The organism is Paenibacillus sp. FSL R7-277, from assembly GCF_000517965.1.
Lineage (GTDB): Bacteria > Bacillota > Bacilli > Paenibacillales > Paenibacillaceae > Paenibacillus_AQ > Paenibacillus_AQ silagei.
The window spans coordinates 1-14,500 of record NZ_ASPX01000107.1 but is presented as its reverse complement, the minus strand read 5'-3'; the positions used below and the strand labels follow the sequence as shown (position 1 = coordinate 14,500).

The 14,500-nt window shown below is 48.7% G+C and carries 11 protein-coding genes, 10 tRNA genes and 1 pseudogene; 6 read left to right on the top strand and 16 right to left on the bottom strand.

What is annotated here, in order from left to right:
- Positions 1-23: 23 nt before the first annotated feature.
- On the bottom strand, positions 24-890 hold the full coding sequence (locus C173_RS27230; RefSeq protein WP_235192047.1) for an ABC transporter permease: 867 nt from the start codon (positions 888-890) through the stop codon (positions 24-26).
- Positions 891-1,459: 569 nt separating this feature from the next.
- On the opposite strand from C173_RS27230, the gene C173_RS27225 reads away from it, so the two are divergent.
- Positions 1,460-2,341 carry a helix-turn-helix transcriptional regulator gene (locus C173_RS27225; RefSeq protein ID WP_036731072.1) on the top strand — a complete coding sequence of 294 codons (882 nt, stop codon included), beginning with the start codon at positions 1,460-1,462 and terminating at the stop codon, positions 2,339-2,341.
- A gap of 50 nt (positions 2,342-2,391) precedes the next feature.
- Here C173_RS27225 and C173_RS27220 read toward each other — a convergent pair whose 3' ends face one another.
- Together C173_RS27220 and C173_RS27215 are read right to left on the bottom strand one after the other, a co-directional pair.
- On the bottom strand, positions 2,392-5,457 hold the full coding sequence (locus C173_RS27220; protein WP_036731070.1) for a glycoside hydrolase family 2 TIM barrel-domain containing protein: 3,066 nt from the start codon (positions 5,455-5,457) through the stop codon (positions 2,392-2,394).
- Between the two features lie 108 nt (positions 5,458-5,565).
- Positions 5,566-5,958 (bottom strand): MerR family transcriptional regulator, encoded by a 393-nt coding sequence (locus C173_RS27215; protein ID WP_036731067.1) that lies wholly within the window; start codon positions 5,956-5,958, stop codon positions 5,566-5,568.
- A gap of 157 nt (positions 5,959-6,115) precedes the next feature.
- Between C173_RS27215 and C173_RS27210 the strand changes: the two genes are divergently transcribed.
- Positions 6,116-7,036, top strand: a complete 921-nt coding sequence (locus tag C173_RS27210) for an aldo/keto reductase (protein WP_036731065.1) — start codon at positions 6,116-6,118, stop codon at positions 7,034-7,036.
- A gap of 175 nt (positions 7,037-7,211) precedes the next feature.
- On the top strand, positions 7,212-8,192 hold the full coding sequence (locus tag C173_RS27205) for a serine hydrolase domain-containing protein (RefSeq protein ID WP_036731063.1): 981 nt from the start codon (positions 7,212-7,214) through the stop codon (positions 8,190-8,192).
- Between the two features lie 146 nt (positions 8,193-8,338).
- Here C173_RS27205 and C173_RS27200 read toward each other — a convergent pair whose 3' ends face one another.
- Entirely contained in the window at positions 8,339-9,298 is a 960-nt protein-coding gene (locus tag C173_RS27200; RefSeq protein WP_036731061.1) for a carotenoid biosynthesis protein, read from the bottom strand.
- Between the two features lie 164 nt (positions 9,299-9,462).
- Between C173_RS27200 and C173_RS27195 the strand changes: the two genes are divergently transcribed.
- On the top strand, positions 9,463-10,032 hold the full coding sequence (locus C173_RS27195) for a TetR/AcrR family transcriptional regulator (protein ID WP_200869598.1): 570 nt from the start codon (positions 9,463-9,465) through the stop codon (positions 10,030-10,032).
- Positions 10,033-10,297: 265 nt separating this feature from the next.
- Here the strand turns inward: C173_RS27195 and C173_RS27190 are convergent.
- Positions 10,298-10,492: pseudogene (locus tag C173_RS27190) on the bottom strand (thiamine pyrophosphate-binding protein); the annotation flags it as partial.
- Positions 10,493-10,682: 190 nt separating this feature from the next.
- Positions 10,683-11,159 (bottom strand): MarR family transcriptional regulator, encoded by a 477-nt coding sequence (locus C173_RS27185; RefSeq protein ID WP_036731057.1) that lies wholly within the window; start codon positions 11,157-11,159, stop codon positions 10,683-10,685.
- A 235-nt stretch (positions 11,160-11,394) separates the two neighbouring features.
- Between C173_RS27185 and C173_RS27180 the strand changes: the two genes are divergently transcribed.
- Both C173_RS27180 and C173_RS27175 read left to right on the top strand, forming a co-directional pair.
- Positions 11,395-11,850, top strand: coding sequence for a RidA family protein (locus tag C173_RS27180; RefSeq protein WP_235192044.1), 456 nt, complete (start codon positions 11,395-11,397; stop codon positions 11,848-11,850).
- A gap of 24 nt (positions 11,851-11,874) precedes the next feature.
- Positions 11,875-13,371 carry a monooxygenase gene (locus C173_RS27175; RefSeq protein WP_036731055.1) on the top strand — a complete coding sequence of 499 codons (1,497 nt, stop codon included), beginning with the start codon at positions 11,875-11,877 and terminating at the stop codon, positions 13,369-13,371.
- 195 nt (positions 13,372-13,566) lie between these two features.
- Here the strand turns inward: C173_RS27175 and C173_RS27170 are convergent.
- From C173_RS27170 to C173_RS27125, 10 genes are all read right to left on the bottom strand, one after another.
- Positions 13,567-13,645, bottom strand: a tRNA-Leu gene (locus C173_RS27170).
- A 30-nt stretch (positions 13,646-13,675) separates the two neighbouring features.
- A tRNA-Cys gene (locus tag C173_RS27165) sits at positions 13,676-13,749 on the bottom strand.
- A gap of 8 nt (positions 13,750-13,757) precedes the next feature.
- Positions 13,758-13,832 (bottom strand) — tRNA-Gly (locus C173_RS27160).
- Positions 13,833-13,838: 6 nt separating this feature from the next.
- Positions 13,839-13,913, bottom strand: a tRNA-Gln gene (locus C173_RS27155).
- Positions 13,914-13,933: 20 nt separating this feature from the next.
- Positions 13,934-14,009 (bottom strand) — tRNA-His (locus tag C173_RS27150).
- Between the two features lie 48 nt (positions 14,010-14,057).
- A tRNA-His gene (locus tag C173_RS27145) sits at positions 14,058-14,133 on the bottom strand.
- Positions 14,134-14,160: 27 nt separating this feature from the next.
- Positions 14,161-14,234, bottom strand: a tRNA-Trp gene (locus tag C173_RS27140).
- Between the two features lie 6 nt (positions 14,235-14,240).
- Positions 14,241-14,326: transfer RNA gene (locus C173_RS27135), tRNA-Tyr, on the bottom strand.
- Positions 14,327-14,332: 6 nt separating this feature from the next.
- A tRNA-Thr gene (locus C173_RS27130) sits at positions 14,333-14,408 on the bottom strand.
- A gap of 15 nt (positions 14,409-14,423) precedes the next feature.
- Positions 14,424-14,499, bottom strand: a tRNA-Phe gene (locus C173_RS27125).
- Position 14,500 lies beyond the last annotated feature (1 nt).

The window sequence follows — 14,500 nt, the reverse complement described above, 5'->3', positions numbered from 1 at the left end:
TTCCGCAGCAGGTTCCGCACAACCTAGAACAAGGCGTAATCGTCATTTATTTTACGGATGATATAGTTGACCGTCATAATCAGGAAGAAGCCGAACAGTGATTGGTACAGGCCGGCCGCCGTGGCCATCCCGACATCGAAGGTCACCTTGAGCGAACGGAACACGTACGTATCCAGAATATCCGTTGTATTGTACAGCACCCCGTTATTGCCAATCAGCTGGTAAAAGAGGTCAAACTGCCCCTTCATAATACTCCCCAGCGAGAACAGCAGCAGCATGACGAAGGTCGATTTCAGCATCGGCACCGTGATATACCAGATCCGCTGAAAAATGTGGGCACCGTCAATTTTGGCCGCTTCATAGTATTCCTCACTGATGCCCGTGATGGAGGCCAGGTAGATGACCATGCTGTAGCCGAGATTTTTCCAGAGATAAAAGAGAATGATCAGGAAAATCCAGATAACCGGATTATTATAGACATCCACCGGATTCGCCCCGAACTGCGTCAGCAGCGTATTCAAGAAACCGTTATCATAATTGAACACATTGTAGACGATAACGCTCAGAATAACGAACGATACGAAATACGGCAGGAACATGACCGATTGGGTCAGCTTCTTGAACCACTTCACCCGCAGCTCGCTGAGCAGAATCGCACAGATAATCGCCAGCACATTCCCGAGTAAAATAAAAGCCAGATTGTAGCCGATCGTATTGAGCGTCAGCTTCACCAGCGTGCCCGACTTCCAGAGGAATTCAAAGTTCTTGAGCCCCACGAAGGGAGCGTCGAACAGCCCGGAATTGAAATCAAACTGCGTGAATGCATAATAGACCCCGACCATCGGAAAATACGAGTTAATTAGAAAGAACAACAGCGTAGGCAGCAGCATCAGGAACAGAATCCGGTTATGGACCAGCTCATACACGAAGCCCTTCTTCCTTGTCTTCCGGGTGCCGGACTCAAGCTGCGTGGACAGCCCGCCTGTTCCCTTCAAGGGAAGCTGGGTGACGAGCGGTATACCGGTCTTGCGTTTGCGGTGTCTCAAAGCCTTCACTCTCCTATGCCTATAGATAAGTTGCCGCGTCACTGGGTTCGAAGCCTCTGCCCTTGGGCCTTGATGGCCCCTGCGGCTTCGTGAAATCCAATGTATGACCTGAGTATAGAAGAAGCCTCCTGCGGCTGAACAGTGAAGCTTCGGGATATTCCTGTACTTTACGGCTAACCGCACTGTGCACTTATCATACATTTGTGCAGTAATCGCAAGTTCAACGCAAATAAGCCCCCGGAGTACTCCTTAAGGAGAAGAATCCGGGGGAATTCGGGTGGTCGCGCTGGACCTATCCACAGCCTTACGATTTAAACTTGCCTGTAATAAATTATAGGTGATATACTCTGGGAAATGTACTAATTCTCCAACCTAAACTTTCAATATCCAAACTTTCTTCAGGAGGCCAGCCCATGAACCCGCTTCTGTTCCGCATCCCTCCCCTGCCGCATTATATAGCCAGCGGCCTCAATCACTGCCAGCCCGGCTATCAGCACCGGAGCCGCCAGCAGATCAAGGTATTTGACTTGCTCATTGTCCAGCAGGGATGCCTGTATATCGGCGAGGAGGAGCAGCGCTTCACCGTGAAGGCAGGCGATGCCTTGATCCTTCACCCCGACTGCCACCACTTTGGAACCGAAGGCTGCAAGGAGGATACGGCCTATCATTGGCTCCACTTTCAGACCTTCCATGACCTGCCCGCCTTATCGGTGACAGGGTCCGCTTCCGGCACTCTGACTGAGACTACAGGAGAGCATCCCGCTTCTCTATTCGATATCAGCTCCTTCAATCTGGTGTTATCGCAGTTTGTTAACTTACTTCTGCCGGACAGAGCTTACGAGGTATTGGAGCAGCTCACGCAATTGCAGGCCACCGCCCACCTCGAAGCCGTCCGCTTCAGGCAGCAGCTCCTCTTCCAGGATCTTCTGCAGCAGCTGGCCGCTTCTGTGAACCCGGAGCACCGCAGCTCCCAAACCACCCTATGTGCCGAGCAGGCCGCCTCCTATCTCCGCACCCACTACCGTGAAGAGATTACAACCGCCATGCTGGGAGACAGCCTCAACTTCCATCCGGTCTATATCGCCCGTTGCATGAACAAGGTATATGGCTGTTCACCCATGGAATATCTGCTCCGCTACCGTATCGGACAGAGCAAGCTGCTGCTAATGCAGACCAGCTTCCCGATCTCCCGGATTGCCGAAGAGGTCGGCTTCAACCAATCCTCCTACTTCAGCTCCAGCTTCATGAAGCTGGAGGGGTTGTCGCCGCGCGAATACCGGCAGCGCTTCTCATGAAACAGGCCATCAGCGAAGAATACGCTGATGGCCTGTTTACTTAGTGATGATTACGCCTCCGGCAATGCCGCCGTCAGCGTGAACTCGAATTCCAGCTGCTGACCCGCTGCGATCCGGTATTCCGGATGCACCGGCGCTCCCCAGCTGTCATCCCCGCCCACACCCATCTGCTGTGCAGCGAGGGTGACAACCGTATAGTGCACCTTAGGCAGCTCATAAGCATGTGCTGCCTGCTCCAGCTCGAACGCTGTATACGGTGACAGCGTACATTCCAGCGGCTGGCCCGCAGCCGCCTGAACTTGCAGCCCATACCCCCGGCTGTCCGTGATACTCACCTCACGGACGCCCGTCCGGTTGCCGGATTCCTGCGGCACCAGATACGGTGACGGCAGCTCCGTCACCTTACGCCGGAAGCGGGTGAGCCGCGCTCCATACGCGCGGTCACTGTAGTTCTCTTCCGGTCCGCGGGCATACCACTCGGTGGCCTCGTAGTCTGCCGGCATCCGGAAGGATACCGCCACTACCGGCACATCCGGCAAGCCGTCTGCTCCGGTGTAGACCATCCGGACACGGACGCTGCCGTCGGCATGGACCGTGTATTCAATGCTTGCCTTCAGCTCACTGCTGATGCTGAAGGCGTAGTCGAAGCTGACCGTAGCCCGGTCTGCTTCGGTGTGCAGGCTGACCGCCGTACACTGGCGGGCCAGACTGGCCGCGAACCAGCCGCCGGCATGGTACCCCAGCGCAGTCCCTTTATCATTGTCGGTCGTTGCCCGCCAGAACAGCGGAGCCGGCGGAGTCGCAATCATCTCGCGCCCCCCGTAGCAGAGCGACACCAGGGAGCCCGCCTGCTTGGAGAACAGGGCGGAGAAGCCGCGCCCGGTGACCCCGATATTTACATCCCCTTCAATGACGCCGAACTCCCCGGACGCAGGCAGCAGTGCCTTTTTCCCGCCTGCTGTTGCCCCGGCTGCTTCTACGCGGAACACATGCTCTCCATAAGCGGTCTCGAAGCCCGCTTCTGCCCACCGCTCCGCTTCCTTCAGCACCAGGCTGGCCGCCAGAGTGTATTCTCCCGGGACGGCTGACACCTCCGGCAGTTCCAGCGAGATTCTCGCCTCTTCCTGAGCCGCAACCGCAAGCTCCTGCTGCCCCTTGAAGATTTCCCGTCCTTCTCTGAGCAACCTGAACTCCAGCAGCAGCCGCTCCGTTCCCTCGAACAGATTGCCGTTGATCACCGTCACGGCATCCGCTTCAGGAACAAGCCGGATGTTTTGGTAGAGGAACTTCACCTCTTGCATCTTCGGCGTGATCGTCCGGTCAGCGAAGACAATCCCGTTGCCGCAGAAGCTGTAGTCCGTCGGCCGGTCATTGAAATCCCCTCCATACGCCAGATACTCTTCACCGTACCGGTTCTTGGCTACCAGCGCCTGATCGATATAATCCCAGATGAAGCCGCCCTGATAGAGCGGATACCGGCTCTCCAGCTCGATATATTTATGGAGTCCTCCAACCGAATTCCCCATAGCATGCATATACTCACAGCTGATATACGGCTTATCCGGCTGATTCTCCAGGTACTCCACAATGTCGGCGGGCTTGGCATACATCCGGCTCTCCATATCACTGCTGTCATTATATTTGCGGTTATGGAAGACTCCTTCATAATGCACCAGCCGTCCAGGATCAGCCTTGCGGAAGTAATGGGACACCTTGAGAATGACCTCACCCGCATACGATTCATTGCCGCAGGACCAGATCAGGATCGACGGATGATTTTTATCGCGCTCCAGCATCGATACCGCCCGGTCCATGACAATCCCCTCCCACTCCGGCTTATCCCCGGGGATGTTCCAGGACGGCTCAACGGCGCCCATCTTCTGCCACGAGCCATGGGATTCCAGATTCATCTCATCAATCACATACACCCCGTATTCATCACACAGCTCATACCAGAGCGTCTGATTCGGATAATGCGAGGTCCGCACTGCGTTGATATTATTCTGCTTCAGGATGATGATATCCTTAATCATATCTTCCCTGGAGATGTTCCGTCCTGTGCGGGGGTTGAACTCATGGCGGTTGACGCCTTTGAACATGATCCGTTTCCCGTTCAGCAGCATCAGCTTGTCCTTCAGCTCGAACACGCGGAAGCCTGCCCGCTGCACAATCGCCTCCACCAGTTTCCCTTCGCTATTACATACAGAGATACAGACGTTATACAGGTACGGATTCTCCGCGCTCCACAGGAACACCTTGCCTGCATCCATACTCAGAGCCGCCTTACCTGCCACAGCCCGTCCTTCTGCTGTCGCCACCACAGCGCCTGCCGCATTCTTCAGCTCCATTCGGATCATAGCCTCGGCCTCTGACGCCATGCGAAGTTCAGCCGTTAACTTGCCTTCCTCATAGGAAGCATCCAGCCCCGCCTGAATCCGCAGATCCTGTACATGCAGCTCAGGAACCGTATACAAATACACCTCACGAAAAATCCCCGAGAACCGCCAGAAATCCTGATCCTCCAGCCAGCTCCCCGTACAGCGCTGATAGACCTCAACCGCGAGCTTATTGGCTCCTTCCTGCAGATAGGGTGTCAATTCAAATTCCGCAGGGGTGAAGCTGTCTTCACTGTAGCCGACGAAGTGCCCGTTCAACCATACATAACAAGCCGCCTCTACCCCCTGAAAAGAAATAAAGACCGGTCCCTTCCCCATATTCTCCGGCACCTCAAAAAACTTCACATAGCTGCCCACCGTATTACTGCTCACCGGAATCTCCGGCGGTCTTACAGCATCCAGACCGTCCCAAGGATACATCGTATTCGCATATTGCGGCCTGCCGTACCCCTGAAGCTGAATATGACCCGGTACCTGGATGTCCCCCCAGCCACTCGTATCATATTCCGTCTTATAGAAATTCTGCACACGGGCTGCCACATTCACTGCATAACTGAATTTCCAATCTCCGTTCAGAGAGTGGCGCAGCGCCATGGGGGCTTGTCTCTCCGCTTCCTCCATCGTTCTATAATAGCGGTGGTCCGAATGCGCTTCCAACCGGTTCACCTTAAATACAGATACATCGCTCAGCCAATCCAGACTAGGTTCATTGCCTGACATTATAGTGTCCTCCTTCATCTTCTTGAAGTGAATATGTTCCTTATTCTACCCAAAGTTTGCCCCGGCTCCAAGAAGCGGATCACAACTTCGGTGCAGATAACTTACTTTTCAGGTGGTTTTATGATTTCCGGAGGCTTTCGCTTCATTCTCAAGGGAGGAGAAATAAGCGATCTTATGGTCAATCTTCCGGGCAAAGCTCTGAAAGAACTTAATCTTCTCATCGATATGCTGTTTATGCTCCTGCAGCAGCTTGCGCTGATCGGGCAGACGGTCCCTGCCTTCCTGCGAGAACGCAATGAATTGCTTAATGTCCGCTATAGCCATTCCGGTATCCTTCAGGCAGCAGATTAGCGAGATCAGCTCCAGATCCTCATCATTGAAGCAACGGTTACCGTTCACATCCCTTGCCACAACCGGCAATACACCCTCCCGTTCGTAGTAACGCAGCGTATATTGGCTCAGTCCGCTTTTTTGTGCTATGGTTTTGATGCTGTATCCCATCATGCAGCTCCTTTCTGCCAACCATGGCTGGCTTCACCTATATGTAAAGGTAACACCAATCCGTTTCTATGAACAGCCACTCTATGATTCTATTGACTTACACCTAACTCTAAGGTCTAAGCTTACACTATACCTTCATTTAAGGAGTGAATAATTAATGGTAAAAAGAATTAATGTGGCTAACGGTACACTTGAGGTGTCCGAGATTTCACTCGGCTGTATGCGGATCGCTGATTTGTCTCCCAAAGAGGCTGAAGTCCATATCCACAGCGCCCTTGAGGTGGGGATAGACTTTTTCGACCATGCAGATATTTATGCCGGCGGCAAAGCGGAGGAAGTATTCGGGGATGTACTGGCCACAAATCCCGGCATGCGCGACCGGCTGATGATCCAGGCCAAATGCGGCATCCGCAATGGCTTCTTCGACTTCTCCAAGGAGCATATCGTGAGCTCAGTAGAGAACAGCTTGAAGCGGCTGCAGACTGATTATGTAGATGTCCTGCTCCTCCACCGCCCCGACACCCTGATGGAGCCGGAAGAAGTAGCCGAAGCCTTCGATGATCTGGAGCGCAGAGGGCTGGTCAAGCATTTCGGCGTCAGCAATCAGAACCCGCTGCAGATTGAGCTGCTGAAAAAGAATGTCAAGCAGCCCCTCCTCTTCAACCAGCTTCAGCTCAGCATCATGGTTACCGGCATGATAGATTCCGGCTTCAATGTCAACATGACCAATGCGGGTTCCGTAGTCCACGATGGCGGAATCCTGGAATACAGCCGCCTGCACGATATGACCATCCAGCCCTGGTCGCCGTTCCAATACGGATTCTTCGAGGGCGTATTCCTGGGCAACGAGAAGTTCCCTAAGGTAAATGAAGTGATTAACCGTCTTGCCGCAGAAAAAGAGGTAACCGATACCGCCATCGCGACCGCCTGGCTGCTTCGCCATCCGGCCAAAATGCAGCCGATTGTCGGCACCACCAACACCGCGCGCCTGCTCGACATCGCCAAGGCCTCAAGCATCACCCTCAGCCGCGAGGAATGGTACGAGATTTACCGTGCAGCGGGAAATGTGCTGCCTTAAACCAGACCATCTGTATGAAAGACCTGCAAATCCTCTTTAGAAAGGGGTTTGCGGGTCTTTTTGTATTGCACCCATGACTTCAAGCAAGTTTTATAATAGGCTCTTGCAAAAAATTTTATATCATAATACGCTTTTCACAGACATCGATGTACTTATATTTAGAAGGAGAACAACTATGAATAACAGAATTCTAGATTTCGAGAATCTGATTAAAACAGAGTATGGCAATATTGCAGGTATTGTAGTACTGCTCGGCAGCGAAAAGGTATATGAAGGCTATTTTGACGGCTACACCGCTAACGATCCGATCCATATTGCATCGGTGACGAAGAGCGTTGTGTCTGCACTGATCGGCATTGCCATAGACAAAGGCTATATTAAAAGCATTGACCAGAAAGTATTGGAATTTTTTCCTGATTACACGGTCAAACGCGGTGAAAAAACGATACAGAATATCACAATTAAAAATATACTGACAATGACCGCACCGTATAAATACAAGTCGGAGCCATATACAAAGGTCTATACCAGCGAGGATTGGACCAAAGCTGCGCTGGACTTGTTGGGTGGCAAGGACGATCCTGGAGGATTCAAGTATTCCACAATCGGCCTACAGGTCCTGTCGGGAATCCTCACCAATGCAACCGGCCAATCTGTACTTGATTTTGCCACAGAACATCTGTTTGAACCGTTGGGAATCAAAGTGCCCCCTAATGCGAATATACATTGTAAAGAAGAGTATTTGGCGTTCCTCAAAGATAAATTTGTTAATGGTTGGATCATAGATCCCAAAGGAACGAGCACCGCCGGTTGGGGACTTACCTTAACCCCCTTGGATATGGCAAAGATCGGTCAGCTATACCTAAATGAAGGTTTGTGGAACGGCAAGCGAATGCTATCCGCAAAATGGATCAAGGACAGTACCCAAGAAAACAGCCGATGGGGAGAGTTACCTTACGGGTATTTATGGTGGATTGTTAACAATGAGGGACAAGGTTGTTATGCGGCTTTGGGCGACGGCGGAAATGCGATTTACGTAAATCCCGACAAGAAAATTGTAGTTACGATTGCTTCCCGTTTCATGCCGCGTGCGAAGGACAGAATTCAATTGATTACAAAGTATATCCTACCGTTGTTTGAGCCGACAAAGGAGTAACCGACATCACCCTCAGCTGCGAGGAATGGTATGAGATTTACCGCGCATCCGGGAATGTTCTGCCTTAACGAAGAAGGCAAAAAATATACCGCCAGCTTTAGACCAAAAGTGGTCTAAAGTCTGGCGGTGTTTTCTATTTTCTTTAACTACCTCGCGATTGGACTCGCTTTTTTACCTATCCTATAAATTCCGATCCAGGCTAACATTAATACGATCTGAGCCAGAACGACCAGCCACAATACTTCTGTGAAACCTCCTATGAGGCAAAATATAGTGTTAACCAGCGGGAACCCTACGAAAGTAAACATGATCGGAAAATCTTTTTTGGGAGTGATTGAATAGTTAGCCTTCCGGTCCCAGAACTTTGTGAAAGCTAATGCTAAAACTCCGATTGTAATGACAGAAAGTGCAATCAACATCACCCATTGCATATTAGATTCTCTGGCGAAGAACGGCCCCATATAATTAAAGAAGTTGGATAAAGGTGAGAACATACAAGCCAATGACGCAATTGCCGCCAGAAACGGATAGATGTAACCAACGGTTTTACTGTAGCCTTTCTTTTTATGCCACCATTCCCCAATTAGAATAAAGACGGTCCAATATCCCGCGATATAAATCCATCCTGTAAAATTCATCACGGGTTCCCCATAAATTTGAGGTTCACCGGCCAGCGGATAATAAGTCCATCTTGCAATGGTTCCATCCATGGTCTCAAAAATCTGTTTAACGGCCACCGGGTCGAGTGAAAAGTCAAACACCATCGCACTTAATCCCGTAATAAACGGTTTCGTCCAGGACGGTATATTTACAGACTTTAGCACACGCAAGGTGGAATAAATAATCAGGAACTCAATAATAGGGACAGTAATTGGTATGTTAAACAACATTAAAATACTGCGCCCATAGGCGTAGAACCCTTCCCCAAGCGATGAAGCAGTAATTTCAAAAACGGCGGCGTAAAAGAACACAAAACCTATAAATTGCAGTAAAACCGTTTTGGGATGTGTTTCCTTATCAAGGATATAGAACACCATTAGGACAGCAGCAATTAAGACAAGAATGTCTTGAATAACCCATACAGGCACTACAGTTATACTACCCATTTTCTTCCTCCAATTAATTTAATTTGAATCGAATGTTTAAATAAATTATAATATCATCATGTTAGTTAAACAACAGGCTGTTCGTTTGAATAATGTTAGTTATTATACAATTCATATTAGATTTGTTCATTTACTATTTTATTATTTTAAATTAGGAGGATACGATGTCAGACAAAAAAACAGATCACCGGGTGAGATATACAAAAATGGTTATCAAAGAAAGCTTGTTGAAGCTGCTGACAGAGCGGTCTATCAATAAAGTTACCGTGACCGACATTTGCAGTGAAGCAAATATTAACCGCAACACCTTTTATTCACACTATGCGAATCAGTTTGAGCTGCTTTCAACGATCGAAAATGAACTTTACGAAGAAATTAAGCAGCTTGGGATTCGTTCTGCAAGCCCCCAAAAGCTGTCTTATGAATTATGTAAGTATATAAAAGCGAATAAAACGATATGTGAGGTTCTGTTCTCCGAGCATGGCGATAAAGAATTATTAGAAAGAATTCTTTATATCAGTCACGATTTAACGATTGAGCGATGGAAGCAGGAATTAAAATATTTTGATCCGCAATTATTTGAGTCCTGGTATACGTTCACCGCTCATGGCAGTATAGCCATTATTAAAAAATGGGTGAGCAGTGGCCTGAAGGAAAGCCCGGGTAAGGTTGCAGCTTTTATTGATAAAGCGACCGAGGCAGTATCCAAGGCTTTTTATTCCGAGGAATTATAAATCATTAAAAATGAAGCGGTCCCTCTTTTTTGCGGGCCGCTTCTCTGCTCTTTTGCCAACATTCATTTTCATTCTGACTGATCCGGTTGATCTTTTGCTGCTTGTATAAGTGCGGCCTCTTTCGCTGAAAGCTCATTTATCTATTAGGCTGGAAGGGCCATTCATGGCTGTAGACATCGGATATCTTTTCCAGCACTTGCTTATCATATTATGTGAATTTCAATTCACGACTGAGGTTGTCCGCCGCATGGACTGCGCCTTGTTAGTGCCGGGTCAAGATATGCTTGAAATCCGGCTGATGTACCATCGCATCATAAATATAGAGCACATTTCCGCCAGGATAACCGAGTACGCACTCTACGCCTTCCTGCAGCAAGCCGCGCAAAAGCACCTCCGAACCGGTGATATATTCCCCTGCTGGCATGGTTGTTTCATTCGTCATTCCTAACTGCTGTTCCATGGGGCAGCCTCCTTTGCAAAATAAAACCCCTTTCCTCCTGATCAAACTGACAGCGGTCAGCTCGTACAGGGACGGAAGGGGATTGTTTCGCGGTACCACCCAGGTTTACTGCAATCTCGCTTTCTGATATTAGCATAGACTCGTTTTTTTCAAATCGAATGAATACCTTTATGCTCAGTTGAGAGGTACGTTAGCGATAGAAGTCAACCATATCTCCAAACAACTGTTTAATTAATTCAAGCTCGCTTTCGTTATATTTCCCCAAAAATTCGTACATTCTTTGCTTTTCCTTCGCATGAAGCTCATCATGAGCAGCAAATAGCTTTTTGCCGACAGACGTTAGCCGAAAATACACTTCCTTTTTGTTGTCGTTGAGCTGGGCTTTTCGAACCCAACCTGCCTTTAGTAATTTATTTGCGATCTTGGAGGTATTTCCTTTGCTTAAATTGATTCTCTCCGCGATGGAAGTGAGATTGATCGGCTCCTGCTCACCGATGCACGCAATGATGTGCAGTTCCGTCATATTCAAGCTGAATTCCGATTCAATATATTTCCGGATATCCTCCAGGTATGTGGCAGTTATTCGGGTTTCATATTGCTCTTTTTGCTCAAGAAACTGAACGAAAAATTTATGAATGGCGGTTTTGTTCTTATTGGCAGTATCCATGATTATACTGGCTCCTCAACTTGTTTTTATTATTATATCATATATTGTTCTCTGTGAAACAAATGTTCATACACTTATTTATATTAGGGTTGACAGAACAAATAGCAACAAAGTAAACTGATATTGTTTCATATGAAACAAAAGAAGAATATAATTTTCATCACACTTGTTTTAACAGGCAGTAAAAAAGGTTCCAACGAAACAATAATTGATGAAGGAGGTTTACTGGAAATACTTGACCACTTTTCAAGAGAAGATTTATAAATATGGGAATGGAGCCTACCTGCCTATGGAAATTGTGAATCCGAAGATATTGACGGACAAGGTTACATCTGTAATTTCTCATGTCGTGGTAACTACTGCCTCAAAACTGGCTTTCATCTCAGGTCAGGTTTCTGTAGATGAATCAGGAGCATTGATCGGTTCAGGGGACTATTACGCGCAAGCGATTCAAGTGTTCACCAATCTTAAGTATGCATTGGAAGCCGTGCAAGCGGATCCCTTGTGCATTGCAAAAATGAATATTTTTGTCGTTAACCACAGCCCGGATTTGATTTCGATTATTTTTGACGCCGGATTTCATGTGTTTGGCCCTAACTGGCCGAAGACAGCAAGTACCTATATAGGCGTTCAAGCACTAGCCGATCCTGAATGGCTTATCGAAATAGACGCTATCGTGATCTTCCCATAATGTATAAGAAAAGAGGTTATTGATATGAAATATGAAGTCATCCTGATCGGTGGCGGTCCTGTCGGCATGATGTTGGCTGGAGAATTGGCCTTAGCCGGTGTAAAGGTATGCGTCATTGAGCGACTAAAGGAGACAACCCCATATTCACGTGCGCTTACCGTACATCCACGCACGCTTGAAATATTAGATATGCGTGGAGTGAAATCACAATTAATCAAGCAAGGCCGCTTACTTTCGAGAGGACATTTCGCCGGATTAGAAACTCCTTTAGATTTCTCGGTGTTGGATTCTTCTTCCAATCATACCCTCTTTTTACCGCAGAGTGAGACGGAGAAGGTGCTGGAGGACTGGACTCTTAGTCTTGGCGCGGAGGTCTTGAGAGAGGTTGAGGCTCTGTCTGTGCATCAGGATGAGAATGGGGTCAGCGTTAAGATCGCGGGACCGCATGGAGAAACAACGTTAAGATCAGCTTATGTGGTAGGTACGGATGGAGCCAGAAGCTTGGTTCGCAAACACGCAAATATATCCTTTGAAGGTACAGATGCCACCTTCACGGCTATTCTGGGGGATGCCGTTCTATCTGAATTGGCTCCTATGAGTGTCATATCCCGAATTACAGAACAAGGATTGGTCAGCATCATTCCAATACATGATCATATCTATCGAGTCTTGATGATCGATATGGAGAGACGTAACGTCTCCAAGGATGAGAGCGTTACATTGGAAGAGTTTCGTTCATCGCTCATCCGTACGACCGGAAGCGACCTGGGATTGAACGATGTGAAATGGATGTCCCGATTTGGAAATGCTACACGGCAAGCGGGACGCTATCGGAATGGTCGATTGTTCTTGGCGGGAGATTCGGCGCACATTCATTTTCCCGCTGGTGGACAGGGAATGAACGTCGGCTTACAAGAAGCGATGAACCTAGGCTGGAAGCTTGCAGGAGCAATCAAAGGCTGGGCTCCAGACTGGCTATTAGACAGTTATCATGCCGAACGTTTTCCATGGAATACGGGCTTGCTCCGGAATACCGAGGTCCAAACCCTGCTTCTGGACGTGACGCCTCTCATCACGGAACTGCGAAGCATGCTGGCTAATCTGATCCAAATACCGGAGGCTAATTATCAAATCGCTGCACAAATTTCCGCCCTGGACGTACATTATGCACCCGACGCTGAAGCGCGTTCCCATCCTTTAAACGGGAAACGTTTCAAAGATCTAAGCTTAAAGCTGAAAGACGGGCAATTAATTAACTCCTATCCACTCCTGCACAAAGGTACTTTTCTTCTGTTGCATTTCCATTCTAATGAACAGAATAGCGGTCAATGGGAAACGTATAGCAACCTTCAAGTTGTACATGCCTCTTTAGCTGAGGCTGACGCGGATTGGAACGACGTCCACACGGCGCTTATTCGGCCGGATGGACATATTGCCTGGGCGATTTCTCTATCCGATCCAAATCCAATTCAAACCATAAAAGAAGGAATTATTCGCTGGTGCGGAGACATTACCGTGTAGTAATTCGGGATAAACTAAAATCTCGCAGTGTTGTCTTGCTAGGATCGAAGCCAAGGAACTCCGGTGGCGCTGGTTATCCTTGACCGGCCGGCGGAGCTGGCGACTGGAGGAACTTTTGCGGTAGGGAAATGATCCAGAAAAATAAGAACAGCCCATTAGATGAAAAATCTAATGGGCTGTTCTTACTAAAAATAATACCGGCGAGAGGACTCGAACCTCCACGGTTTCCCACTCGATTTTGAGTCGAGCGCGTCTGCCATTCCGCCACGCCGGCGTATACATATATAATTTCCAGAAAAAATAATGGAGGTGCCACCCAGATTTGAACTGGGGATAAAGCTTTTGCAGAGCTTTGCCTTACCACTTGGCTATGGCACCACATGAAATGGAGCGGACGACGGGAATCGAACCCGCGACCCTCGCCTTGGCAAGGCGATGCTCTACCGCTGAGCCACGTCCGCATATAATGGCTGGGGATATAGGAATCGAACCTATGAATGACGGAGTCAAAGTCCGTTGCCTTACCGCTTGGCTAATCCCCAATATATTTTTTAAAAGAAAATGGGGCGACCGATGGGTCTCGAACCCACGAATGCCGGAACCACAATCCGGTGCGTTAACCCCTTCGCCACGGTCGCCATGTGAAGCTTTTAAGTTGTATTGCTATGTAATTCTTATAAAAGAAATGGGGCGACCGATGGGTCTCGAACCCACGAATGCCGGAACCACAATCCGGTGCGTTAACCCCTTCGCCACGGTCGCCATATGATTCTTTTATATAAAATTACTTGGCAGGGGCAGCAGGAATTGAACCCACACCAACGGTTTTGGAGACCGTTGTTCTACCTTTAAACTATGCCCCTAAAAAATGGTGGAGGCTGATGGATTCGAACCACCGAACACGTACGTGAGCAGATTTACAGTCTGATGCGTTTGGCCACTTCGCTAAGCCTCCACGGTATGGTGCCGGCGAGAGGACTTGAACCCCCAACCTACTGATTACAAGTCAGTTGCTCTACCAATTGAGCTACACCGGCATATTAAGTTGTGTATGGTGGCGCGGGAGGGAATCGAACCCCCGACACAAGGATTTTCAGTCCTTTGCTCTACCGACTGAGCTACCGAGCCA

Bases quoted from the DNA above. Each gene is read 5' to 3' on its own strand.
- C173_RS27230 (WP_235192047.1), bottom strand. From the start codon at position 890: ATGCTGCTGCCTACGCTGTTGTTCTTTCTAATTAACTCGTATTTTCCG.
- C173_RS27225 (WP_036731072.1), top strand. From the start codon at position 1,460: ATGAACCCGCTTCTGTTCCGCATCCCTCCCCTGCCGCATTATATAGCC.
- C173_RS27220 (WP_036731070.1), bottom strand. From the start codon at position 5,457: ATGTCAGGCAATGAACCTAGTCTGGATTGGCTGAGCGATGTATCTGTA.
- C173_RS27215 (WP_036731067.1), bottom strand. From the start codon at position 5,958: ATGGGATACAGCATCAAAACCATAGCACAAAAAAGCGGACTGAGCCAA.
- C173_RS27210 (WP_036731065.1), top strand. From the start codon at position 6,116: ATGGTAAAAAGAATTAATGTGGCTAACGGTACACTTGAGGTGTCCGAG.
- C173_RS27205 (WP_036731063.1), top strand. From the start codon at position 7,212: ATGAATAACAGAATTCTAGATTTCGAGAATCTGATTAAAACAGAGTAT.
- C173_RS27200 (WP_036731061.1), bottom strand. From the start codon at position 9,298: ATGGGTAGTATAACTGTAGTGCCTGTATGGGTTATTCAAGACATTCTT.
- C173_RS27195 (WP_200869598.1), top strand. From the start codon at position 9,463: ATGTCAGACAAAAAAACAGATCACCGGGTGAGATATACAAAAATGGTT.
- C173_RS27185 (WP_036731057.1), bottom strand. From the start codon at position 11,159: ATGGATACTGCCAATAAGAACAAAACCGCCATTCATAAATTTTTCGTT.
- C173_RS27175 (WP_036731055.1), top strand. From the start codon at position 11,875: ATGAAATATGAAGTCATCCTGATCGGTGGCGGTCCTGTCGGCATGATG.